Source organism: Pantoea sp. Lu_F5_004, from assembly GCF_051136245.1.
Classification (GTDB): Bacteria; Pseudomonadota; Gammaproteobacteria; order Enterobacterales; family Enterobacteriaceae; genus Pantoea; species Pantoea agglomerans.
In genome coordinates, this window is the sequence record NZ_CP194946.1 from 329811 (window position 1) to 352541 (window position 22731).

Here is a 22731-nt window from a genome sequence, read left to right on the forward strand (position 1 = left end):
AGGACGTTTTACTTAATCGGCAAAATAGATCTGTTTCAGTGCTACTTCAACGCCGCGTAGTTCGGCAAGGCCTTTCAGGCGGCCAATGGCGGAATAACCGGGATTGGTGCGCTTATGAAGATCGTCCAGCATCTGATGGCCGTGATCGGGACGCATGGGAATCGCCCGCAGGTTGCCCGCCCGACGGCGGCGCTGCTCTTCCGCCAGAATAACCTTGATCACGCTGACCATATCGACGTCGCCCGCCAGATGCGCCGCTTCATGGAAGCTGGCCGGGTTTGCCTCGCGTTTCGTGGCGCGCAGATGGATAAAGTTAATGCGGTCGGCATAGGTTTCCGCCATCTCAACCAGCGCGTTGTCGGCACGCACGCCATAGGAGCCGGTACAGAAACAGAAACCGTTGTGCAGACTGTCCACGGTTTCTTTCAGCCACTGCATATCTTCCTGCGTAGAAATAATGCGCGGCAGACCCAGAATAGGACGTGGTGGGTCATCCGGATGCACCGCCAGTTTAATGCCCGTTTCCTCCGCAACCGGCACGATGGCGCGCAGGAAGGTCGCCATATGCTCGCGCAGTTTCGCTTTGTCGATGCCGTCATACTGCGACAGCTGCGCCTGAAACTGCTCCAGGGTGTAACCCTCTTCGGCGCCTGGCAGACCGGCGATAATATTGCGCACCAGGGTGCTTTTCTCTTCTGCGCTCATGGCGGCAAAGCGCTGAGCGGCGGCCTGCTGCTCGGCAGCGCTGTAATCCTGTTCCGCTCCCGGACGCTGCAACAGATAAAGTTCGAAGGCCGCAAAAGCGTCGGCGTCGAAGCGCAGCGCCTTTGCGCCATCCGGCAGCGTCCAGGCGAGGTCGGTTCGCGTCCAGTCCAGCACCGGCATGAAGTTGTAGCAGACGGTATCAATGCCGCAGGCAGCCAGATTGCGTATCGACTGCTGATAATTGGCGATATAGCGAAGGTAGTCACCACGCTGGGTTTTAATCGCCTCATGGACCGGGATGCTCTCTACCACCGACCAGACCAGACCTTTTTCCGCCAGCAGTGCCTGACGCGCTTTAATCTCCTCAACCGGCCATACCTCGCCGTTAGGGATATGGTGCAGCGCCGTCACAATGCCGGTCGCGCCCGCCTGACGCGCATCATCCAGTGAGACCGGGTCGTTGGGGCCGTACCATCGCCATGTATGTTCCATTTTTACTCCTCAACTGTGATGTGGCCCAGTGGTCAGGCCGCTGGACCAAGAGTATGATAGTGGACAAAACAGGGCCGTGATCCGGATCGCAGCATGACAAACTGTATCGGTGAAGAGATCGCTTTTAAGTGCAATCAGAGGAGAGGGTGATGACGCTGCCAGTAATAAAAACCGAGCGCCTGTACCGTCAGATCGCCAACGTTATCATGGCCGGTATCACGCGCGGTGACTTTGTGGCAGGTGGGTTGCTGCCACCGGAGCGCGAGCTGGCAAAACAGCTGGGTGTCAGTCGTTCATCAGTGCGTGAAGCATTGATTGCGCTGGAGATGACCGGCTGGGTCGATATCCGCACTGGCAACGGTGTTTACGTCGCCCAGCCGCTGCCGCAGGCTGCGGTTCCGCAGGAGAGTGAAACCTGCAGTCTGCAGGATCTGTTGCAGGCGCGTGAAGCTTTTGAGGGGATGCTGGCGGGATTTGCCGCACGTAACGGCACCACTATTCAGCGGGCGGCACTGCTGGCGCTGACCGCTGAACTGCAGCAGTACAATGAAAACGACGCGGCCTTTCTGGAGCAGGACAAGCGCTTCCATCTGCTGATCAGTGAGATGAGCGGCAATGATGTGTTACGCGACCTGCTGGAGCAGTTATGGAACCGGCGCCACAGCCCGCATGTGCAGCGACTGGAGCGCCATTATGCCGATAACAGCTTCGCGCAGGAGATGAACGCTGACCATCAGCAGATCGCCAATGCGATTGTGGCGGGCGATGAAGTGGCTGCACGTCAGGCGATGGAGAGCCATCTGCAGCATGTGCAGCAGCGGCTACTTGGTTAATGCCCGCGCCCGCTTGGGTCGTCCGGTGCCCAGCATAATCGCCAGACGGCTGCCGCCTGGCGTGGTCTCCATCAGAATTTTAGTAATGCTGGTGAGCGGCACCGAGAGCAGCATGCCGACCGGACCGAGCAGCCAGCCCCAGAACACCAGCGACAGGAACACCACCAGCGTCGATAAGCCAAGACCGCGCCCCATCAGTCGCGGTTCCAGCATATTGCCAAACACCATATGAATTGCGGTAAACAGCGCCGCCACCATCGCGGCATCAAACAGGCTGTTCAGTAACAACGCCTGCAGGAAGGGCGGGATACCGGCGATAATCGGGCCGATATTGGGAATAAAGTTGAGGATAAACGCCACGACACCCCATAGCAGCGCAAACTTCACATCCAGCAGGTAGAGACTCAGCCAGACTGCGATGCCAGTTATCAGACTCACCAGGGTTTTCAGCGCCAGATAGTGCGTGACGCCTTTCAGCGCTTTATGCAATCCGGCGATGCGAATCTTCGGATTCACCAGCGCGTTGCGCATTTTATAGGGCAGGTGATGGACCTCAAACAGCATAAACACCACGGTCAGCACCAGCAGCACGGTATTGGTCATCGCGCCGGAAAAGCCGCTCAGCGCCACGGTAGCCAGGTTCATCATGGTATTAGGATCGAAACGCTGTACCAGCGCATCGGTTGAAATATTAAGATGAAAGCCCGCCGCCAGATGTTGCAGCACCGTCATTTTCTGCTCCATGGTGGCGCGCAGTTGCGGATAGAGATCGGAAAACTCACTCATGGAGCTGGCAATAATGGCACCCAGTAGCACGAGAGCGCAGAAAATCACCGTGATCACCAGCCCAATCGCCAGCCCACGGCGGAAGCCACGACGCATCAGCATCGTCACCAGCGGATTCAGCACAATGGCAAAGAACGCCGCCAGCAGAAGCGGAACCAGAATATCGGACGCTGCCCGAACCCCGGCGAGGATAATGACCAGCATCGCCAGTTTTATCAGAATATTTTGTCCGATCTTTTCCCGTTGCAGCTCGCTCATTCTCTCTCTCATAACGTAATTTGGCTGTTGAAAGTGTAGCTGAAACAAAATTAACAATCTGATTTATCAGAGAAACGGTAAAGCGCGGTGGCAGGTGGATGATGTCATCAGCGCCATAGCACTCAGCTATCGCGGCAGAGCCGCAAGTCCCCATTGTTCCGGTTTTTACCCGGCTTTCTGCTGCACGTCCGGGCAGGGGCAGCCATCCGATAACCGTGTCATTAAGATGCGCCAGTGGTGAAAGCGGGTATAGTTAAAGGATAAACCTTATCATTCAGCCAAATACGAGCGCGAGGACTCATGCCTGAACAGCCTTCAGCGGAACCGAACACCCCATCCGGAAACCTGCACATCTCTCTGCTGATCCTCTCTATCGTGGCCTACAACTTTGCCAGCTATCTCACTATCGGTCTGCCGCTGGCGGTATTGCCAGGATGGGTGCATGACCAGCTGGGCTTCAGCGCATTCTGGGCGGGCCTGGTGATCAGCCTGCAATATGTGGCGACGCTGCTGAGCCGCCCACACGCCGGACGCTATGCCGATCTCTGGGGGCCAAAGAAAGTGGTGGTGACCGGCCTGGTGGGCTGTCTGATTAGCGGGCTGTGTATTCTGCTGGCTGCGCTCATCGAATCACCGCTGTTAAGCCTGACGCTGCTCTGCGTGGGCCGCTTGATTCTGGGCGTGGGCCAGAGTTTTACCGGCACCGGCACCTCGTTGTGGGGTGTGGCGCGGGTGGGTTCGCTGCACATTGGCCGGGTCATCTCCTGGAACGGTATCGTCACTTATGGCGCGATGGCGATTGGCGCACCGCTCGGCGTGGTGATATTCCGGGCGGGTGGCCTGCTGTGGCTGTCGCTGGTCATTGTTGCTATCTGCGTGGTGGGCATCGTCTGCGCGGTGCCGCGTCCGGCCGTAAAAGCCAGCCGGGCCAGACCCCTGCCGTTTCGTGCGGTGCTGGGGAAAATCGCCGGTTTTGGTGCGATTCTGGCGATGGGTTCGGCGGGTTTTGGTGTCATCGCCACCTTTATTACCCTGTTCTATCAGGATAAAGGCTGGGAAGGGGCCGCCTTTGCGCTCTCCCTGTTCAGCGGCGCTTTTGTCGGAGCGCGTTTGCTGTTCCCGAATGCGATTAACCGCCACGGCGGTCTGCGGGTCGCCAGCATCTGCCTGGCGGTTGAAGCCGCCGGACTGTTTCTGGTCGCCGCAGCGGGTGATCCCTGGATGGCAAAAGCGGGCGCATTTCTGACCGGTGCCGGGTTCTCGCTGGTATTCCCGGCGCTGGGCGTGGTGGCGGTAAAAGTGGTTCCGCAGCAGAATCAGGGCAGCGCGCTGGCGACCTACACCGCCTTTATGGATCTGTCGCTGGGGATAACCGGGCCACTTGCCGGATTCATCATGACTTATGCGGGGGTCTCACGCGTCTACCTGCTCACGGCGCTGCTGGTCTGCGTCGCTTTTTTCTGCACGCTGCGCATGCAGCGGCGTCAGGCGGTGTTGCCGGCAGCAGACGATTCTTCAGGATAAAAAAAATGGCCCAGCAGCGGGCCAGAACGTCTTTTCAGACACAGATAAACCGATTAATGGTGCGCGCAAAGCGCAGAACAGGATTCAGGCCTGCAGCAGTTCAATACTGTTGCGAATCTGGCGTTCAATCTCCGCAGGGGGCCAGTTGCTGAGCTGACTGGAGAAGGGCTCAAAGGCATAAACGCCCTTATAGCCGAGCATCTCCAGCCGCTTCACCTGTACCACGCTCTTCAGTACATCGTTATCACTCAGCATGATGCGTTCTTCATCGGTCAGTTCGGCGATCGGGCGACGATCTTCCACGCCCGAAAGGTGCACCAGACCGATCTGGTTAACATCAATGCCTGCTGGAAACTCCAGTTCAGCCTGCTCATAAAGATGATGATGAAAGGTATCCAGCAACAACTTAAAGGGCACGTCCGCCGCGGCGATCAATTGCTGCGCGTGTACCGCCGAACGCAGCGAGCTGACCGGAAAACCCAGCGGCTCCACCAGCCCCTGAATGCCGTAGTGGGCAAAGCGCGGAGCCAGCTGCTGCATCGCCGCCTGAGTCTGCTGAGGCGACACGGCAATCCCCTCATTCAGCGGACACATGACCAGCGCCTTTGCACCAATCTGTTGTGCTGTCTGTAACAGTGCTTCGGCCCGGGCCAGTAGCGCGTCATCAATGCGGTTAAACGGATAGAGCGCATTAATGGTGATGATATCAATATGATACCTGTCGGTCAGAGCGCGCAGCTGATCGGTGCTGAGATCGTCAGTGACGCTGCCGCCCGGCATGTCATTACGCAGTTCAACCTTGCTCAGCCCCAGGCGCTGAACCAGCTGAAAAAATGCCTCCAGCGAGAGCCGGGGCGCAATTTTGCGGTTAATACAGAAACGGGTTGGATCGATGGCCATGCGCTGACTCCGGGACAGGAGGATGATGCGACCAAAGAGAACATTTATTTCATTAATAGTGAATAATGAAACACAAATTATTAGATCAGCCTCGCATTAATTTCATATTCCGTTTCAGCCGGATGCATAAAGGCTGGATCGACTTCGCAGTAAAACGCCCAAACCACTCCCAGGCTATTACCCTGCTACGCTAAGGCTGGCCGCTATTAGTGGCCTCCCGTCATCGTAATGCCGCGAGAGACTAAGTGGCGGGAAAAATGCGATCTGTGCCGCTAAAATCAAATTTTCCAAAAAGAACCATTTGAAAAATTTGTTCCACTGTAATAGCTTCATAGCACGCTTTCAGGTTTGCCTGGTCAGGCAGTGTGGCAGGTCGCATGGTCCGTCTGCAGGGAACTTAACCATCTAAAGAGGCAACATCATGACAATCATAGGTAACTTTATTGGCGGTAAAACCACTTTCAGCGCCAGCAACGAAACCATTCCTGTTTACGATCCGGCAACCGGCAAAGTGGTACGTGAACTGACGCAAAGTACCGCTGATGAAGTGGCCCAGGCGATTGGTGTCGCGCATGACGCTTTTGCCGCCTGGTCGAAAACCTCGCCGCTGCGTCGCGCCCGCGTTCTGTTCAACTTTAAAGCCCTGATGGAGAAGCACCGTGACGAGCTGGCGGCGCTGATTGTCTCTGAGCACGGCAAAGTCTGGTCTGATGCGCTGGGTGAACTGACGCGTGGCATCGAAGTGATTGAGTTTGCCTGCGGGATCCCCCATCTGCTCAAAGGCGAATATTCCCCGAACGTCGGCAGCGGCGTTGACAGCTACTCGCTGATGCAACCGGTCGGCGTCGTGGCGGGCATTACGCCGTTTAACTTCCCGGCGATGGTACCGCTGTGGATGTTCCCGATAGCCCTGGCCTGCGGTAACACCTTTGTGCTGAAGCCACCGGCTCTGGATCCTTCCGCGGCAGTGCGTATGGCTGAACTGCTGACCGAAGCGGGCCTGCCCGATGGCGTATTCAACGTGGTGCACAGTTCCAATGAAGATGCTGAGCAGCTCTATAAAGATCCGCGTATTGCCGCGGTGAGCTTCGTCGGTTCTTCTGGCGTGGCTGAGCATATCTATAAAACCGCCAGCGCCCACGGCAAGCGGGTACAGGCGTTTGGCGCGGCGAAAAACCACGCTATCGTTATGCCGGATGCCGACCTGGATGCCACCGTCAACGCCATTATGGGCGGTGCGTTTGGCTCTGCTGGTGAACGCTGCATGGCGCTGCCGGTTGTGGTCGCCGTGGGCGATGATACCGCCGACAAGCTGATCGCCCGTCTGACTCCGCTGGTGAACGCGCTGCGCATCGGCCCTGGCATTAATCAGGGCGCTGATGAAAATGAGATGGGACCGGTCGTTTCAGCGGCGCACCAGAAGAAAGTGCTGGGCTACATCGACAAAGGCGAGCAGGAAGGCGCGAAGCTGGTGGTCGATGGCCGTAACGTGCAGGTTGCGGGTCACGCCGAAGGTTACTATGTCGGCGGCACGCTGTTTGATCATGTCACCTCTGAGATGGTGATCTGGCGCGAAGAGATTTTCGGGCCGGTGCTGAGCATCATGCGCGCTCCGGACTACGACAGTGCACTGCAACTGGTTAACAGCCATGAGTTCGGCAACGGCAGCGCGATTTTCACCAGCAACGGTCACACCGCACGTGAGTTTGTGCAGAACGTTGAAGCAGGTATGGTCGGTGTCAACGTGCCGGTTCCGGTACCGATGGCATTCCACAGCTTCGGCGGCTGGAAGCGTTCAGTGTTTGGCGCGCTCAATGTCCATGGGCCGGATGGCGTGCGCTTCTATACCCGCATGAAAACGGCCACCGTACGCTGGCCATCCGGTCAGCAGACCGTGTCTGAATTCAGTATGCCAACCTTAGGCTGATTCATTTCAACGCTGATCCCGGTGCGCGACTGGCAGGATAATCTGCCGGTCGCTTTGTTCGCTGGCATCGCGCCCGCGAGCCCACCGCAGCGTCAATCGTGACAGAGAGGAGTATCAGGATGTCTTTACTGTCGAAAGCACAAGCCCCTGACGCGCAGGGTCGTATTCAGCATGTGACGCCTGAGCGCGCCGGCTGGCGTTATGTGGGATTTGATGCCTATTTGCTGAAGAAAGGGGAAACCCTGCGCCTCAGTAGTGGTGATAAAGAGCTATGTCTGGTGCTGGTGGCCGGGCTGGCCTCGGTAAAAACCCGCCATGCTGAGTTTCCCGGTATCGGTCAGCGCATGTCGCCTTTTGAGCGCGTACCGCCTTATTCCGTTTATGTGCCGCATGATGATGAAGTTGAGGTTTACGCTGACAGCGATCTTGAGCTGGCGGTCTGTAATGCGCCCGGTCAGGGGAATCTGCCTGCGCGCCTGATTGCACCAGCCGATGTCGGCGTTGAGCATCGCGGAAAAGGGCGCAACCAGCGCCTGGTTCACAATATCCTGCCTGACAATGAACCGGCTGATAGCCTGCTGGTGGTGGAAGTCTATACCAACGAGGGCGATACCAGCTCGTATCCCAGCCACAAGCACGACCAGGAGGAGAGTGAAAACGAAACCTACCTGGAAGAGTCCTACTATCACCGTTTCGATCCGGAGCCTGGCTTTGCCATGCAGCGCGTCTACACCGACGACCGTTCCCTGGATGTCTGTATGGCACCTTATAATCGCGACGTGGTGATGGTACCGCGCGGCTATCATCCGGTAGCGACGCTGGCGGGATACAATAACTACTATCTGAACGTGATGGCGGGGCCGGTGCGGCTGTGGAAATTTACCTGGGAGAAAGATCACGCCTGGGTGAACAGCGACAGCTATCCGCGGAAAGCGTAAGTCTTCGCTGAAAAATAAACAGCAATCACGGTTTATAACCCGCGTTCATATCAGTAAAAAGGGCAGCCTGTCGCGCTGCCCTTTTTTGTGTGTGGAACTCAGCTGGTCTTTGCGTTGTTCAGTGCCAGCGAAACCGCCAGCGTCTGTGCCAGGCAGAGTGAAGCGACCTGCGAACGGAAGCCATCGACCTGCGCTTCACGTACCACAAAGCAGACATCGCTGAAGGCGGCCAGCGGACTGACCTGACTGTCGGTAATGGCAATCTGATGCGCACCGCGTTTGGCACCCATTTCAACCACCTCGACCGCTTCACGTGCATAAGGCGAGTAGCTGATCGCAATCACCACATCTTTCGGGTTTACCAGGCTGAGTTGCTCGGTAAACATCCCGCCCAGGCCATCAATCAGGAAAGCGCGGCGCTCCAGATGACGCAGCGCGTAGACCAGGTAGGAGGCGACGCTGAAAGAGCGGCGCAGTCCGATGACATAGATATTCTCAGCTTCATTCAGCAGCTTCACCGCTTTGTTCAGCTGCTCAGGATTAACCTGCATCGCCAGCTGCTGCAGCGCCTGGCTGTTAACCATGGTAAAGACGTTGAGGATTTCCGCCGGACTTTCAGGCGCACTGGCGCTGTCGTCCGTTGAGGTCTGGCGAAACAGGCGAGCGCGCTCGGTATAGTTGACCGTCTCTTCCATCAGGTGCTGACGAAAAACCTGTTTCATTTCGTTGAAGCCGCTGAAGCCAAAAGCATTCGCAAAGCGGATCAGCGTGGACGGTGGCACATCGGCCTGCTGAGCAATCGAGGCGACGGTATCGAAAGCAATACTGTTACTGTTATCAAGGATGTAGCGCGCAACCTGTTTAAGACGCTTGCTCAGCGTTTCGTAGCGGCGACGAATATCGTCCTGCAAGAGAGAAAGTTGGGTGGGATTATTGTTCATCACTTCTGCCCGTATAATTAGAATAATGGCTGCATAATGAGCGCTATATTACCAGATGGATGGAAAATTTCATTTCTTTGCGTCAACGATGCAGTTTATTTCATGGCTTTATGAAATGGTTCACAGATTAGCCTCAGCACCCGAGGCGCGCCTCTGCACAGGTCATAACAGGATGAAAACCGGCGTGGAAAGTAAGTGAGGGGAAGAGGGATGCGAGTAAAAACGCCATCCCGGGTGTGATGGCGTGAGATTGTTGAAAAGTGTGTCCCTTCCAGCTGTAAGACTGTGCAGGCTCAGGTAACACGGTCAGATCGGAAAGTCGCTAAAGCCATCCCTGGCCGCTCGGCCCGCGCGATTACGCACCTCATCCCTGAGGTGCGCCCGTAGCCGGGCCAACGCGTTGCGTTGTTCAAAAACGCTCCCGGCGTTTTTGTCCCTGGCGCGGGACGCTTTCCTCCTCTGACCGTGTTACCTGCGCATTGAGCTTATTCGTTGCGGCAACGTTCACCCTGCTTTGAATGAGTCAGCAGTCTGAGGCTATCCTGGTTGAGACAGCCTCTGGCAGAGCAGGAAATCAGGTGCGGGCAGCGCGCCAGTACTCAATCAGTCGCAGATAGTTGCCTTTAACCGTCTCAATCAACGCCTGATCGTCCAGCTCCCCCTGTAACCACTGGCGGGAAGGCTGACCAAAGATAGTGCGGCCTACCGCAAAACCTTTCACCCAGGGCGCTTTGGCCGCCGCGGCGAAGCCCGCTTTAAGCTTCTCTTCGGGCGCATCCAGACCGAGTAACAGAATGCCGCGACAGTGGGGATCCTGCTGCTCAATCAGACCGCTAATCGCCTGCCAGCTTTCCGCCGACAGCGGTGGCAGTTTCCACCAGTCAGGCTGGATGCCCAGACTGTAGAAATGGCTCAACATATCAAAGTAATACGCTTCGTTCTTATCCGGGTTGTTGTCGGGCAGAATCACTTCCAGCAGCAGCTCATGACCGCTTTTGTTACAGCCGTTCCAGACATCGAGCACCAGCTCATCCTGCTCTTTACGCAGTTCAGCACTGTCATGCGGATGATAGAAGACCAGACATTTCACCACGTGTTCGGCAGGCCAGTCGATCAGCTGCGAGCCGATGTTGCCATGCTCCAGGCGCAGCGGACGCGAGCTCGGCAGCTCAATCGGGCGGCCAATCCACCAGTTCTTACCGGTGATGGCGTTCAGCGCCTTCTGACCGTAGGTTGTATCCGCCAGAATCCCGCTTTTATTCTCTAATCCTGCCTCTCTGGCAGCCTGCTGAGCAGCTTCCAGCAGCAGCAGTTTCAGTTCCGGAATGCGGCTCTCATCAACGCCCGCTTCCTGCGCCATATCCGCCAGCTGTTTGCGGTGGTCAAAGGCGAAGACATTCAGCTCCGGCCACTGCTGCTTGCGGGTAGTCACGCGGTGCAGATGGTTCAGACGGCTGTCGAGATCGGGACGCTTCACCTCTTTGTCACGACTCAGGAAATCATCCAGTTCTGCTTTGGTTGGCATGGCGGGCGCACAACCGTGGCGTGATACCACCAGCGCTCCGCAGGCGTTGGCGTAACGGCACGCCTGAGTCCAGCCCTCATCATTCAGCCAGCCGCGCAGCAGGCCAGACATAAAGGCATCGCCCGCGCCCAGCACGTTGAGAACCTCGACGCGAACGCCCGTGTGCAGCTCAGTCTGTTCCCAGCTATCCGGGATCTCACCTTCAAACACCACGCAACCCAGCGGACCACGTTTGCAGACCAGCGTCGCCTGACTCGCCTGACGCACGTTTTTCAGCGCGGTCAGGGTGTCGGTACTGCCACCGGCAATATGAAACTCCTCTTCGGTACCGACGATCAAATCGAAATAGTGCACCACTTCCTGTAACTGCTGCGTGACCTGTGACGACTCAATGAAACGCGTTTCACCGTCGCCCAGAGAGGTCAGTCCCCACAACACCGGACGATAATCGATATCCAGCGCCGTGCGCAGGCCGTTGCGGCGGGCGATATCCAGCGCTTTCAGCACCGCTTCGCGGGTCTGAGGATGGGACAAGTGCGTGCCGGTAACCGCCACGGCGCGCGCAGAGGTAATAAAGGCTTCGTCGATATCGTCCGGAACCAGACCCATATCGGCGCAGTTATCGCGGTAGAAAATCAGCGGAAAAGTCTCTTCATCTTTAATGCCGAGGATCACCAGTCCGGTCAGACGCTGCGGATCGGTGATTAGCGCATCGGTGTTACAGCCTACGCGCTGCAACTCTTCACGCAGAAAGCGACCATTATGCTCATCTCCCACCCGCGCCAGCATCGCCGATTTCAGCCCCTGAATCGCGGTGCCATAGGCGACGTTGCCCGACGAGCCGCCCAGATATTTAGCAAAGGAGGTGACATCTTCCAGTCGCGCCCCGATTTGCTGGCCATAAAAATCAACGGCGATGCGCCCGATACAAATCACATCAAGCGGTTTCTGTTGTGTACTCATACCTGTGGTTTCCTTCTGTGATTAGCAGCGCTGGCGGACGTAAAGACCGACACCAGTTTCGCTCTGCTTCCGGGTCTGTAGGTGTCTGACTGGCTATGAGGGGAGTATGAGGAATAAAAATTCCATATTCAATACGAAATGAAATATCCATCGCAATTTTGTGAACCAGGTAAAACTCCTGATTGCCGCCCGCCTGCGCGACCTCTGCCAGCATGATGTGCGGTATGTCAGGGTTGTGAAGGGGATCGCAGGAATCCGCACGCCAGTCAGGCAAGCTGCTGCATTGAAATGAATTTTTTCATCAGGCACCACTCTCTGTTAAACGTTCCAGATTTTCCCACTGTAATCGCCCGCCAGACCTGTTGCCGTCATTAAATTTGATCTCACTCGCAAAATGAAATGTTTCTTCTGTAATCGTGTTTTATGAAAAATATATTTGTTTATAATCGCCTCACGTTTCAGTTATTCAGGTCGCCTTTTCCGCCGATGACAACGCCTGGCGTGCTGTCGCGGAAGTCGGGGTCCACCAGCATGTAAGGAAGAATATGGGCACTATCAGACTGACCACGGCACAGGCGCTGGTTAAATTTCTTGATAATCAATTTATTGATGTCGATGGCGTTGAGACGAAGTTCGTAAAAGGCATCTTCGCCATTTTCGGACATGGCAACGTGCTGGGGCTGGGCCAGGCGCTGGAACAGGATAGCGGCGATCTGGTGGTCTATCAGGGCCGTAATGAGCAGGGCATGGCTCATGCTGCCACCGGCTTTGCGCGCCAGTCGCTGCGCCGCCAGATTATCGCCTGCAGTTCATCTGTGGGGCCTGGTGCGGCCAATATGATCACCGCCGCGGCGACCGCGACCGCCAACCGCATTCCTCTGCTGCTGCTGCCAGGCGATGTCTTCGCCACCCGCCAGCCCGATCCGGTGCTGCAACAGATTGAGCAGAGCTACGATCTCAGCATCAGCACCAACGATGCCTTCCGCGCCGTCAGCAAATACTGGGATCGCGTCAGCCGCCCGGAACAGCTGATGTCCGCCTGTATCAACGCCATGCGCGTACTGACCGATCCGGCAGAAACCGGCGCGGTCACGCTGTCTCTGCCGCAGGATGTGCAGGGCGAAGCCTGGGATTACCCGGACTACTTCTTCCAGAAACGGGTGCACCGTCTGGATCGCCGCCTGCCGGTGGCGGCGCAGCTGGCAGATGCCCTGACGCTGATTAACCGTAAGCGCAAGCCGATGATTATCTGCGGCGGCGGAGTGAAATACTCCGAAGCGGGCGAGGCGCTGCGCCAGTTTGCCGAGCGCTATCAGATTCCCTTTGCGGAGACGCAGGCGGGCAAAGGCACGCTGGTCTCTGACCATCCGCTGAATGTCGGCGGCGTGGGCGAAACCGGCTGTCTGGCGGCTAACCTGCTGGCGAAAGAGGCCGATTTAGTGATCGGCATCGGCACCCGCTACACCGACTTCACTACCGCTTCGAAATGGATTTTCCAGCATCCCGATGTCAGCTTCCTGAACATCAACGTCAGTAACTTCGACAGCTACAAGCTCGATGGCGTGCAGCTGCTGGCCGATGCCCGCGAAGGGCTGACCGCGCTCACCGCCGGGCTGGCCTCGCAGCACTACAGTAACGACTGGGGCAACCAGATTGAGCAGGCGCAGAGCCAGCTGCTGAAAGAGACGCAGCGTGTCTACCAGGTGGAATATCACGATGGCGACTTTGTGCCGGAGATTGCGGATCATCTCGACCGCGAAGCGGTGTTCGCCGAGTTTAACCGCCTGACCCAGTCGCTGCTGACACAAAGCAGCGTGCTCGGCACCCTGAATGAGCAACTGCCAAAAGACGCAGTGGTAGTGGCAGCGGCGGGCAGTCTGCCGGGCGACCTGCAGCGCGTCTGGCGCACCAAAGATTACAACGCCTATCACGTTGAATATGGCTACTCCTGCATGGGTTATGAAGTGAATGCCGCGCTGGGTGTGAAGCTGGCGCAGCCGCAGCGCGAGGTCTATGCGCTGGTCGGTGATGGCTCCTTTATGATGCTGCACTCAGAGCTGGTCACCTCGATTCAGGAAGGGGCGAAGATCAACGTAGTATTGCTGGATAACATGACCAACGGCTGCATCAATAACCTGCAGATGGAACACGGCATGGACAGCTTTACCACCGAGTTCCGGTTCCGTAATGCGGAAGGCGGCAAGCTGGACGGCGGCTTTATCCCGGTCGATTTCGCCGCTATCGCCGCCGGTTATGGCTGCAAAACCTATCGTGTGACCACGCTGGAGCAGCTCAAGGCGGCGCTGGAAGATGCCCGCACGCAGACGGTTTCCACCCTTATCGACATCAAAGTGCTGCCAAAAACCATGATCCACAAATATTTCAGCTGGTGGCACGTCGGCGTGGCGCAGGCCTCGAAGACCGAACGTTCTCAGGCGGTGGCGGACAAGCTCAACAGCCATCTGGATCAGGCGCGAAAATATTAATTTCAGGGCCGTGCCGCGGCCCGTTTTGCTCTTCTCCGTACGAACCCTACACAGGTGTAATTATGACTTTGAAACTTGGCGTCATCGGTACAGGTGCAATTGGTCAGGAACATATTCGCCGCTGCAGCCATGTGCTGCAGGGTGCACAGGTGGTTGCCGTCTCTGACATTAATGTCGAAGGCGCGCGTGCCGCACTGCAACGCCTGAATATTGAGGCGGAGGTATTCGAAAATGGACACGACGTGATTCAGTCTCCGAATGTTGATGCGGTGCTGGTCACCTCATGGGATCCGACCCATGAAGAGTTCACCTTAGCGGCGATTGCCGCCGGTAAACCGGTGTTCTGTGAGAAGCCGCTGGCGATGAGCGCTGAGGGCTGCCGCCGGGTCGTGGATGCAGAGATTCAGGCGGGTAAACGCCTGGTGCAGGTCGGCTTTATGCGTCCCTACGATGCGGGCTATCGTGCACTGAAAAAAGTGATCACCGATGGCGATATCGGTGAGCCGCTGATGCTGCACTGCGCGCACCGCAACCCGACCGTGCCGGAGAACTACACCACGCCGATGGCGATCACTAACACCCTGATCCACGAGCTGGATGTGCTGCGCTGGCTGACAAACGATGACTATAAAACGGTGCAGGTGGTCTTCCCGCGCGTCACCTCGAAGTCACACAGTCAGCTGAAAGATCCGCAGATCGTGCTATTCGAAACCCAGAAAGGGGTTCGCATTGACGTCGAGATCTTCGTTAACTGCGCTTACGGCTATGACATTCAGTGTGAAGTGGTGGGTGAAGAGGGGATTGCCCGCTTGCCAGAGCCCTCTTCGGTGCAGCTGCGCAAAGAGGCCCGCCTGTCGAACACCATTCTGGTGGACTGGAAAGATCGCTTTATCGAGGCGTATGACGTTGAGCTTCAGGCGTTTATCAACGACATCAAAGCGGGCCAGTTGACCGGTCCTTCTGCCTGGGATGGCTTTGCCGCCTCAGTCGCCGCCGATGCCTGCATTAAAGCGCAGAACAGTGGTGCGATTGAGCCGGTAGAGATGCCGCCGCGTCCTGCTTTCTATAACTGATTTAGCTGTCTATGCGGCATGGCCGCTCTCCGCCTGGGAATAAGATAATGAACAAAGAGAATGTAAAACTGGCGATCGCCCCGATCGGCTGGACCAACGATGACATGCCGGATCTCGGCAGTGAGAATACCTTCCAGCAAACCGTCAGTGAGATGGCGCTGGCTGGCTTTACCGGCAGCGAAGTAGGCAGCAAATATCCCCGCGATCCGGCGATCCTGAAACCGATGCTCGACATTCGCGGCATTGAGATCTGCAACGCCTGGTTCAGCACCTTTTTCGCCAACGGCGACAAACAGAAAACCATCGAACAGTTCATCGAGCATATGAACTTCCTGCATGCGATGGGCGCGCGGGTGATTGGCTGTTCTGAGCAGAGTAAAAGTATTCAGGGCACCGGGCTTGCGGTGTTTGAAGAGAAAGCCATTTTCAGCGATGAAGAGTGGCAGTTAACCGCGGAAGGCTACAACGAACTGGCCCGCATCGCGGCGGAGAAGGGGATGCGCGTGACGCTGCATCACCACATGGGCACCGGTATTCAGACTACTGAAGAGATTGACCGGTTTATGGAAATGACCGACGAGCAGGTCGGTTTGCTCTATGACACCGGCCACGTCTACTACTCCGAAGGCTCCCAGCAGAAGATGCTGGCGGTACTGGAGAAATATCTGCCGCGCATCTTCCACGTTCATCTTAAGGATGTGCGTGATGAGGTGGTCGCCGAGGTACGTGAGAACCATCTTTCGTTCCTGGAAGGAGTGAAAAAGGGCACCTTTACCGTACCGGGCGATGGCGTGATCGACTTCAGACCGGTGTTCAAAATCCTGGATGATTACGGCTATAAAGGCTGGATGGTGGTTGAGGCGGAGCAGGATCCGGCACTGGCCAATCCGTTTGAATATGCGGTGAAAGCGCGGAAATATATTCGCGAGAATGCAGGCTTATAAAAAGCCCTTCAGACCGAAGGCTGGCTTCCCCGCCGTGCAGGGAAGCCAGCCTTTTTTTACTTCAGCGTAATGCTTTTCACGATGTTGTCAGCATCGCTCTGTGCCTGCTGCTGATTATCACCTGGCAGCGTAATCTGCAGCGTCACCAGTTTGCCATCCACTTTCGCCAGAACCACTGAAGACCATGATGTCTGGTTGTTGGCAGAAATCACCGTATCCAGCTGCTGCGCGGGCTGATCTTTCAGCGTCACAGATTTGTTCGACACCACCTGCAACTGCGGATCGCGGTTACGCTGCTGCTGTTCCATACGCTGCGACAGCACATCCAGACCATCATTGGTCGGGTCACCGGCAATCACAATAATGGCGCGGGCACCGGTTTCATCAGCATAAACGTGCATGTTAGTGGTCTGCGAACCCAGTTTACCGCTTTTATCGGACATGCCTGGTGGCAGCGAGAAGCTCAGTTTGCCATCCATCAGCGTGACGGTTTGCGCCGACTGACTGGCGCTGACGCCGTTGTCATTCGCCGCTTCATCTTTCTTCTGGTCACAGGCCGCTAAGCCGAGTACCAGTAAACCCATTCCTACATATTTCACCAGGTTGCGCATCAGAATCCCTTTTTAAGTTTCCAGTCAGGCATTAATACAACAGGAATCAGGTTGCAAACGCAACCTGATGATTGTCAGAAGATCTTAGCGGATAGTGGTGGAAACCGTATGGGCGCTTAGCCGAAATTTACCTGGCGGGCGGTCTGGCGTTCAGCCATACGCTTCAGCGCTGCGTTGAGCAGTACACCGTAGGCGGGCAGGAAGAAGACCATGCAAATCAGCACTTTGAAGCTGTAATCCACCAGGGCAATCTCAACCCAGTGCTGCGCCATAAACGCATCGGGGCTTTTATAGAAGGCGATAAAGAAGAAGGCCAGCGTATCGCTGACATTCCCCAGGAACATGGCGCAGCCCGGCGCAATCCACCACTGTGGCAGGCGACGCAGACGGTTGAACACGTGAACGTCGAGAATCTGACCCAGCGCGTAAGCCATAAAGCTGGCGCAGGCGATACGGGCAACAAACAGATTCATCACTTCCAGTGCCTGCCAGCCCTGCCATTCACCCTGATAGAACAACGCCGAGACACTGTAAGAGATAAACAGCGCCGGGATCATCACGGCCAGAATAATGCGTCGGGCCAGCGGTGCGCCAAAAATACGCACGGTGAGATCGGTCGCCAGGAAGATAAACGGGAAGCTGAATGCACCCCAGGTGGTGTGGAAGCCAAACACTGAAATGGGCAGCTGAACCAGATAGTTACTTGAAGTGATCACCAGCAGGTGAAACAGCGATAACCAGAAAAGCGCATGCATGCGCTGACGCGAAGAAAATGCGAGCATATTCAACCTTTTTAATGTTGGGGTGAGGGAACCCATTGCGGGACGCCGTTCGGGCAGCGCCTGGCAGTTTTATGAGCAAAAAGCGGCGGCATCTTACCGCGTTGTGCTTTTTATGCAATGGTTAATTTTAGCGCAATCGTTATCGCCTTGCTTCACCGCCAGCACGCGCTAGAATGAGCGCCCCTTACCTGAACCGAGTTGATTATGAGCGATGCTTTTTCCTCTGCCGACCATCAGCTGGATGCCCGTGGCCTGCGTTGCCCGGAGCCGGTGATGATGGTGCGCAAAACCGTACGCAGCCTGCAGGATGGCGAAACGTTGCTGATCATCGCCGATGATCCGGCCACCACGCGCGATATTCCCGGCTTCTGCCGCTTTATGGAACATGGCTTGCTGGCGCAGCAAACCGACACGCTGCCCTATCAGTTTCTGATCCGCAAAGGCATGGCGGGTTAACGACAGCCGTACAGGCCGCCGTTAACTTCACTCTTCTGATCAGAAGCCGCCTGCTCAGGCGCGGCGACGCAGTAACCTCAGCGCGTTGGCGGTGACCAGCGCGGTCGCACCCGAATCCGCCAGCACCGCCAGCCAGAGTCCGGTCAGACCCAGCAGGGTTGTAACCAGGAAAATCGCCTTCAGCCCCAGCGCAATACCGATATTCTGACGGATGATGCGCCGAGTCCGGCGTGCCAGCGCAATCATCGGAGCCAGATTGCTGAGCTGATTACGCGTCAGGGCAGCATCGGCCGCTTCCAGCGCCACATCGGTGCCGCTGCCCATCGCAATGCCCAGCGTTGCCGCTTTCATTGCTGGCGCGTCGTTAATGCCATCCCCGACCATCGCCAGCGGCTGTTGCTGACTCAGTTCACGGATCGCCGCGACTTTATCGGCGGGCAGCAGACTGGCGCGATAATCAATATCCAGCTGGCGGGCTATGGTCGCCGCAGCGCGCGGATTGTCGCCGGTCAGCATCAGGCTCTCAATACCCAGCTTTTTCAGCGCCTTTAACGCCTCGACGGCATCGTCGCGCAGCTGATCGCGCAGAGCCAGCGCACCCAGCGCTTCGCCATTGCGCATCAGCACCACCAGAGTTTCACCTTCAGCTTCCTGTTGCGCTATCTGCGCATTTTGCTGCGGCGTCAGACCGGGCGCATGGCCGGGCGTCAGCAGCTGAATCTGCTGGCCAGCGACTTTCGCGCTGATGCCGCGTCCCGCCTGCACCTGCTGATCCTGCGCGTCAGGAATCACCAGATAACGCGCCTGCGCGGCCGCCACGATAGCGCTGGCCAGCGGATGGGTGGCACCCTGTTCTGCAGCGGCGCTCAGCGCCAGCATCTCTGACTCGCTGGTCGTGCCAAACCGCAGGATCTGCGTCAGCTGTGGCTTGCCCAGCGTCAGGGTACCGGTTTTATCAAACGCCATTCTGCGCACCGAACTCAGCCGCTCCAGCGCCGCACCGCCTTTGATCAGTGCGCCCTGTCGCGCCGCCGCAGCCAGCCCGGAGGTAATGGCGGCAGGCGTGGAGATCACCAGTGCACAGGGGCAGCCAATTAACAGCAGTGTCAGCCCTTTGTAGATCCACGGCTGCCAGTCGCCTGCGCCGAGCAGGGGCGGTACCACCATCACCAGCACAGAGAGCAGCATGACCAGCGGCGTGTAAATACGGCTGAACTGGTCGATAAAGCGTTCGACCGGCGCACGATGCGTTTCCGCTTCTTCAATCAGTTGCAGGATACGGTCGATCGCGCTTTCACCCGGCTTCGACACCACTTCCAGCATCACCAGTCGATCAACGCTGGTGGCACCGGCGAGAATTTTTTCGCCGCTGGCCCGCGTTACCGGCAGTGATTCACCGGTTAGCGCGCTCTCATCGAAACTGGCAAGCGGACTGATTAAGCTGCCATCGACCGGCAAGCGACTGCCCGCCGCGACTTCAATCACATCGCCGGGTTGCAGCGCTGCGAGTGGTACCTCAGTACGTTTGCCCTGTTCAAGGCGAATCGCCGATTCAGGCCGCAACGCCATCAGGCTGGTTACGCCGCTGCGCGCCCTGGAGGCGGCATAGCTTTCCAGCTGTTCGCCCAGCTGAAACAGCACCAGCACCATCGCGGCTTCAGCGTGTGCGCCAATAATCAGTGCGCCAGCTGACGCCAGCGTCATTAATGTCTCAATAGTAAAAGGCGATCCGCTGCGCAGACGCTGCCAGGCGCCGCGCGCCACCGGGACCAGGCCGACCAGCGTGGTCAGCACAAACAGCCGATCGCCCCAGGCGGGCGCGAACTGGCTGAGAATGCTACTGGCAAGCACCAGCAGCGCCAGCAAAATCAGCATCCGGTTATGCTGCCAGCCCGGCGTAGCGGGGGATGTGGCCGACGTGGCTGATGGGGTTGCGAGCTGGAAGCCAGCTTTTTTCACCGCCTGTTCAACGGCGTTTTGTACATCCTGGTCAGCGTTGATCACCAGTTTCTCGCTGCTGAACAACACACGGGCGTCGGTCACGCCACTTACCTGACGGACAGCGGTTTCAATAGTGCGGGCACACGACGGGCAATCCATCCCGCTGACCTGCCAGCTAAAGGGATAACTGTCGGCACCTCGCCGGTCGCTTTCCTCAGCGGCGTCGGCGTCGTTGCCAGGGCTGCAGTTACTGTCACAGCAACAGCCTGCCGTCTCCGCAGGTACAGGCGTCGCGGCGTGGATAGAAAGGGAGAGGGGGCGGGCCTGGCGAACCTGGCACAGCGGTTTTGCTGCGGCGTGACTGGCACGGGGTTTGCCGCAGCCACAGGCGTGATGTTGATGCATATGACCTCCAGAGTGTAAGAATAGTGGGATGAGCAACGCAGCCCATCCTTTATCCTACACTCTGGAGTGAACTCCAGAGTCAAGGCTATTTTCTCAGACGACCCACAATGAGCGCACGATCATAAAGTGACCGGCGAAGTAGCAGGCGGCGACAATCGCGCTGTCGGCGGAAAAGCGGCGACGATAGTGTGAAATAAACCAGACGGCGTTGGCCAGCAGCAGCAGACCGGCACCCACCATGATCGAGAAGCTGTAATCGGTCGGGCGGAAGAAGTACTGCTCGGTCGCTATCCAGGTCATCACCAGCGTCATGCCGATAAAGGTGCAGACAGGCCAGCGCAGATCTTCCAGTCGGCTCCAGATGATGCCAATCAGGGCGGCACCGATGATGAGCAGCGTCAGCGGAATCGGCCAGAAGAAGGTCATGGTCATGCTGGCGGCGAAGCAGAGGGTATAAAGCAGGTGCGACAGGAAGAAAGCCCCGATGGCATAGAGCATCTGCTGACGCGGCAGCAGCGTTAACGCATCACCGACCAGCGTCGCCACCAGACCGGCCAGAATCAGGTAGTCCGTAGTCTGCAGCACCGGTGCCTGCCAGGCCAGCCCGACAAGCAGCAGCAGCGTGACCGGCTTAAATAACCAGCGTTGCCATTGCGGGCCGCGATAGGTGGCGTCGACATAGAGCCAGCCGGAGAAAAGTACAGCGAGGAAAGACCAGAGCATTGTTTCTCCCTTTTTTGTTCAAAATGGTGAAAGATCCCAAAATATCCCTTCCAGTTTAGGTTAAGCCTCTGAGATGTGACAATCAGGCAACTCTGGTTGTATGCTTTGCCGCCTGATTAATCATCCTGCAGGCATGAGAGCGCTATGAGCAAACCGCCGCTAATCTTTATCATCGTTCTGGCGATTATCGCCGTGCTGGCGACCCGTCAGTTCATTAAGCAGCGCCGGGAAGTGGCGGTGAATGACGCTTCACCCGAGCGTTCTCTGCAGGCTGAGGTCAGAACCAAACGTGAGTTTCCTGCACCCAATCGCCGTTCACGGCAGCGCGAAGTTATCGCCGGGGAAGAGATGCGCTACGAGGTGCTGTTTCACCCGCTGAACGGCGCCAGCGACATCAAAGTGCAGCTTAAAGAGGCGGAATATCATCGGCTGGATAAGGGCGCCAGAGGCGAGCTGAAGATGCAGGGCACGCGCTTTATCAGCTTCACACCCCGGCAGTAACCGGCGGGCATTGCGCCCGCCTGGGATTATTTCTTGCGTGGGAAGTTTTTCTTCTGCCAGGCGACCAGTTCGAACACCCCGAACAGAAACACTTTGGCCTGGGTGACGCGGTCAATCGGCGGCGCATCTTTGGTCTGCGTGGTGCGCAGTAACACCAGCTGCAGACCATGCATCAGGATCATGAAAATCAGCGCAACGTTGATAAAATAAGTCAGCGGTTTCGGGTAGGGATGAATCAGGTTAGCCAGTAAAAATCCCCACACGCATAGCATCAACAGACGCCCCAAATTAAGTAACATCCTGCGTCTCCTGTTGACGTTGATACAAACGATAAGCCACTTGTCCGGCTATTTTCTCGCGATAAAGATCCCACTCTGGCGGCACCGGCGGTGCGCCATTTTCCACTTCACTTTCAACGTAAATCAGCGCCTGGTCGGCCAGCCAGTGATTCTGCTCCAGCAACTGTAACGTCTGTTCCAGCAATCCCTGACGAAACGGCGGATCGATAAACACTACATCGAACGGTTCACCTGGTTGTGCCAGCCAGTTTAACGCATTGGTCTGAATCACGGTGCCATTACTGGCGCGCAACGTCTGCAGATTTTTTGTCAGCTGCTGCGCCACCGGACGTTCCAGCTCCAGCAGCGTCGCCGATCCCGCGTAACGCGACAGGGCTTCCAGTCCTAATGCGCCGCTACCGGCAAAGCAGTCGAGGCAGCGCGCCTCTGGCAGCACCGGGGCCAGCCAGTTAAACAGCGTCTCACGTACCCGATCGGTGGTCGGGCGCAGTCCGGCGCTGTCCGGCACCGGTAATTTGCGTCCGCGCCACTGGCCACCAATGATGCGAATCTGCCCGGCACCGCCTGTACTGCGGGGGTTTTTATTCATCTTGCTCACAACTCGTCATAATTTGTTGCGTAGTTTAACGGGCGAATCGGTGAGAAGAAACGTTAAAAAAGGGTGCTGTGGTGAGCTGGCTGGAAAGTGTTAGACTACTGAGTTGCTGAAGTCATGCAT

General features: G+C 57.0%; 20 protein-coding genes. 9 read left to right on the top strand and 11 right to left on the bottom strand.

The genetic code is table 11. The annotated features are described in order from the left end of the window. Window positions 1–12: 12 nt before the first annotated feature. The gene (gene uxuA / locus ACR8BN_RS01530; RefSeq protein ID WP_069025477.1) at window positions 13–1197 is read right to left on the bottom strand and encodes a mannonate dehydratase; all 1185 of its coding nucleotides are present in this window, start codon (window positions 1195–1197) and stop codon (window positions 13–15) included. A gap of 149 nt (window positions 1198–1346) precedes the next feature. Between uxuA and ACR8BN_RS01535 the strand changes: the two genes are divergently transcribed. Continuing rightward, a complete protein-coding gene (locus ACR8BN_RS01535) occupies window positions 1347–2030 on the top strand; it encodes a FadR/GntR family transcriptional regulator (protein WP_109652995.1) in 684 nt (227 codons plus the stop codon). On the opposite strand, the gene ACR8BN_RS01540 is transcribed toward ACR8BN_RS01535, so the two are convergent. Further along, window positions 2019–3074, bottom strand: coding sequence for an AI-2E family transporter (locus ACR8BN_RS01540; protein ID WP_010253354.1), 1056 nt, complete (start codon window positions 3072–3074; stop codon window positions 2019–2021). The genes ACR8BN_RS01535 and ACR8BN_RS01540 overlap by 12 nt on opposite strands. A 300-nt stretch (window positions 3075–3374) precedes the next feature. Here ACR8BN_RS01540 and ACR8BN_RS01545 point away from each other — a divergent pair, with 300 nt between their 5' ends. Continuing rightward, window positions 3375–4598 carry an MFS transporter gene (locus ACR8BN_RS01545; protein ID WP_010671518.1) on the top strand — a complete coding sequence of 408 codons (1224 nt, stop codon included), beginning with the start codon at window positions 3375–3377 and terminating at the stop codon, window positions 4596–4598. 84 nt (window positions 4599–4682) lie between these two features. Here ACR8BN_RS01545 and ACR8BN_RS01550 read toward each other — a convergent pair whose 3' ends face one another. Next, the gene (locus tag ACR8BN_RS01550) at window positions 4683–5498 is read right to left on the bottom strand and encodes a TIM barrel protein (protein ID WP_069025475.1); all 816 of its coding nucleotides are present in this window, start codon (window positions 5496–5498) and stop codon (window positions 4683–4685) included. A gap of 421 nt (window positions 5499–5919) precedes the next feature. Here ACR8BN_RS01550 and ACR8BN_RS01555 point away from each other — a divergent pair, with 421 nt between their 5' ends. Together ACR8BN_RS01555 and iolB are read left to right on the top strand one after the other, a co-directional pair. Continuing rightward, on the top strand, window positions 5920–7425 hold the full coding sequence (locus ACR8BN_RS01555) for a CoA-acylating methylmalonate-semialdehyde dehydrogenase (protein WP_010671520.1): 1506 nt from the start codon (window positions 5920–5922) through the stop codon (window positions 7423–7425). Between the two features lie 119 nt (window positions 7426–7544). Further along, window positions 7545–8363 (top strand): 5-deoxy-glucuronate isomerase, encoded by an 819-nt coding sequence (gene iolB / locus ACR8BN_RS01560; RefSeq protein WP_425016880.1) that lies wholly within the window; start codon window positions 7545–7547, stop codon window positions 8361–8363. 98 nt (window positions 8364–8461) lie between these two features. On the opposite strand, the gene ACR8BN_RS01565 is transcribed toward iolB, so the two are convergent. Together ACR8BN_RS01565 and ACR8BN_RS01570 are read right to left on the bottom strand one after the other, a co-directional pair. Further along, on the bottom strand, window positions 8462–9304 hold the full coding sequence (locus ACR8BN_RS01565; RefSeq protein ID WP_010253340.1) for a MurR/RpiR family transcriptional regulator: 843 nt from the start codon (window positions 9302–9304) through the stop codon (window positions 8462–8464). A 574-nt stretch (window positions 9305–9878) separates the two neighbouring features. Continuing rightward, a complete protein-coding gene (locus ACR8BN_RS01570) occupies window positions 9879–11792 on the bottom strand; it encodes a bifunctional 5-dehydro-2-deoxygluconokinase/5-dehydro-2-deoxyphosphogluconate aldolase (protein WP_083070496.1) in 1914 nt (637 codons plus the stop codon). 545 nt (window positions 11793–12337) lie between these two features. On the opposite strand from ACR8BN_RS01570, the gene iolD reads away from it, so the two are divergent. The 3 genes from iolD (at window position 12338) to iolE (ending at window position 16295) form a co-directional block, all read left to right on the top strand. Beyond that, window positions 12338–14278: a 3D-(3,5/4)-trihydroxycyclohexane-1,2-dione acylhydrolase (decyclizing) gene (gene iolD, locus ACR8BN_RS01575; RefSeq protein ID WP_010253337.1), complete on the top strand. Its 1941-nt coding sequence runs from the start codon at window positions 12338–12340 to the stop codon at window positions 14276–14278. Between the two features lie 62 nt (window positions 14279–14340). Further along, complete coding sequence (locus tag ACR8BN_RS01580; protein WP_033780961.1) at window positions 14341–15351, top strand: Gfo/Idh/MocA family protein; 1011 nt, start codon at window positions 14341–14343, stop codon at window positions 15349–15351. 47 nt (window positions 15352–15398) lie between these two features. Further along, a complete protein-coding gene (gene iolE, locus ACR8BN_RS01585; protein ID WP_010253335.1) occupies window positions 15399–16295 on the top strand; it encodes a myo-inosose-2 dehydratase in 897 nt (298 codons plus the stop codon). A gap of 56 nt (window positions 16296–16351) precedes the next feature. Here iolE and ACR8BN_RS01590 read toward each other — a convergent pair whose 3' ends face one another. Next, window positions 16352–16906, bottom strand: a complete 555-nt coding sequence (locus ACR8BN_RS01590) for a DcrB family lipoprotein (protein ID WP_010253333.1) — start codon at window positions 16904–16906, stop codon at window positions 16352–16354. 116 nt (window positions 16907–17022) lie between these two features. Continuing rightward, entirely contained in the window at window positions 17023–17688 is a 666-nt protein-coding gene (locus ACR8BN_RS01595; protein ID WP_143991351.1) for a 7-cyano-7-deazaguanine/7-aminomethyl-7-deazaguanine transporter, read from the bottom strand. A gap of 204 nt (window positions 17689–17892) precedes the next feature. Here ACR8BN_RS01595 and tusA point away from each other — a divergent pair, with 204 nt between their 5' ends. Then, window positions 17893–18144 carry a sulfurtransferase TusA gene (gene tusA / locus ACR8BN_RS01600; protein WP_010253330.1) on the top strand — a complete coding sequence of 84 codons (252 nt, stop codon included), beginning with the start codon at window positions 17893–17895 and terminating at the stop codon, window positions 18142–18144. Between the two features lie 54 nt (window positions 18145–18198). Here tusA and ACR8BN_RS01605 read toward each other — a convergent pair whose 3' ends face one another. Both ACR8BN_RS01605 and ACR8BN_RS01610 read right to left on the bottom strand, forming a co-directional pair. Continuing rightward, a complete protein-coding gene (locus ACR8BN_RS01605; protein ID WP_434747284.1) occupies window positions 18199–20490 on the bottom strand; it encodes a zinc/cadmium/mercury/lead-transporting ATPase in 2292 nt (763 codons plus the stop codon). Between the two features lie 93 nt (window positions 20491–20583). Beyond that, window positions 20584–21213 (bottom strand): lysoplasmalogenase, encoded by a 630-nt coding sequence (locus ACR8BN_RS01610; protein WP_109652986.1) that lies wholly within the window; start codon window positions 21211–21213, stop codon window positions 20584–20586. Between the two features lie 144 nt (window positions 21214–21357). Between ACR8BN_RS01610 and ACR8BN_RS01615 the strand changes: the two genes are divergently transcribed. Further along, a complete protein-coding gene (locus ACR8BN_RS01615) occupies window positions 21358–21714 on the top strand; it encodes a DUF2500 domain-containing protein (protein WP_434747285.1) in 357 nt (118 codons plus the stop codon). A gap of 26 nt (window positions 21715–21740) precedes the next feature. On the opposite strand, the gene ACR8BN_RS01620 is transcribed toward ACR8BN_RS01615, so the two are convergent. Together ACR8BN_RS01620 and rsmD are read right to left on the bottom strand one after the other, a co-directional pair. Beyond that, window positions 21741–22013 carry a DUF1145 family protein gene (locus ACR8BN_RS01620; RefSeq protein ID WP_031594235.1) on the bottom strand — a complete coding sequence of 91 codons (273 nt, stop codon included), beginning with the start codon at window positions 22011–22013 and terminating at the stop codon, window positions 21741–21743. Then, window positions 22003–22602 (bottom strand): 16S rRNA (guanine(966)-N(2))-methyltransferase, encoded by a 600-nt coding sequence (gene rsmD / locus ACR8BN_RS01625; RefSeq protein WP_010671526.1) that lies wholly within the window; start codon window positions 22600–22602, stop codon window positions 22003–22005. Before rsmD ends, ACR8BN_RS01620 begins: the two co-directional genes overlap by 11 nt. Window positions 22603–22731 lie beyond the last annotated feature (129 nt).

Bases quoted from the DNA above. Each gene is read 5' to 3' on its own strand.
- uxuA (WP_069025477.1), bottom strand. From the start codon at position 1,197: ATGGAACATACATGGCGATGGTACGGCCCCAACGACCCGGTCTCACTG.
- ACR8BN_RS01535 (WP_109652995.1), top strand. From the start codon at position 1,347: ATGACGCTGCCAGTAATAAAAACCGAGCGCCTGTACCGTCAGATCGCC.
- ACR8BN_RS01540 (WP_010253354.1), bottom strand. From the start codon at position 3,074: ATGAGCGAGCTGCAACGGGAAAAGATCGGACAAAATATTCTGATAAAA.
- ACR8BN_RS01545 (WP_010671518.1), top strand. From the start codon at position 3,375: ATGCCTGAACAGCCTTCAGCGGAACCGAACACCCCATCCGGAAACCTG.
- ACR8BN_RS01550 (WP_069025475.1), bottom strand. From the start codon at position 5,498: ATGGCCATCGATCCAACCCGTTTCTGTATTAACCGCAAAATTGCGCCC.
- ACR8BN_RS01555 (WP_010671520.1), top strand. From the start codon at position 5,920: ATGACAATCATAGGTAACTTTATTGGCGGTAAAACCACTTTCAGCGCC.
- iolB (WP_425016880.1), top strand. From the start codon at position 7,545: ATGTCTTTACTGTCGAAAGCACAAGCCCCTGACGCGCAGGGTCGTATT.
- ACR8BN_RS01565 (WP_010253340.1), bottom strand. From the start codon at position 9,304: ATGAACAATAATCCCACCCAACTTTCTCTCTTGCAGGACGATATTCGT.
- ACR8BN_RS01570 (WP_083070496.1), bottom strand. From the start codon at position 11,792: ATGAGTACACAACAGAAACCGCTTGATGTGATTTGTATCGGGCGCATC.
- iolD (WP_010253337.1), top strand. From the start codon at position 12,338: ATGGGCACTATCAGACTGACCACGGCACAGGCGCTGGTTAAATTTCTT.
- ACR8BN_RS01580 (WP_033780961.1), top strand. From the start codon at position 14,341: ATGACTTTGAAACTTGGCGTCATCGGTACAGGTGCAATTGGTCAGGAA.
- iolE (WP_010253335.1), top strand. From the start codon at position 15,399: ATGAACAAAGAGAATGTAAAACTGGCGATCGCCCCGATCGGCTGGACC.
- ACR8BN_RS01590 (WP_010253333.1), bottom strand. From the start codon at position 16,906: ATGCGCAACCTGGTGAAATATGTAGGAATGGGTTTACTGGTACTCGGC.
- ACR8BN_RS01595 (WP_143991351.1), bottom strand. From the start codon at position 17,688: ATGCTCGCATTTTCTTCGCGTCAGCGCATGCATGCGCTTTTCTGGTTA.
- tusA (WP_010253330.1), top strand. From the start codon at position 17,893: ATGAGCGATGCTTTTTCCTCTGCCGACCATCAGCTGGATGCCCGTGGC.
- ACR8BN_RS01605 (WP_434747284.1), bottom strand. From the start codon at position 20,490: ATGCATCAACATCACGCCTGTGGCTGCGGCAAACCCCGTGCCAGTCAC.
- ACR8BN_RS01610 (WP_109652986.1), bottom strand. From the start codon at position 21,213: ATGCTCTGGTCTTTCCTCGCTGTACTTTTCTCCGGCTGGCTCTATGTC.
- ACR8BN_RS01615 (WP_434747285.1), top strand. From the start codon at position 21,358: ATGAGCAAACCGCCGCTAATCTTTATCATCGTTCTGGCGATTATCGCC.
- ACR8BN_RS01620 (WP_031594235.1), bottom strand. From the start codon at position 22,013: ATGTTACTTAATTTGGGGCGTCTGTTGATGCTATGCGTGTGGGGATTT.
- rsmD (WP_010671526.1), bottom strand. From the start codon at position 22,602: ATGAATAAAAACCCCCGCAGTACAGGCGGTGCCGGGCAGATTCGCATC.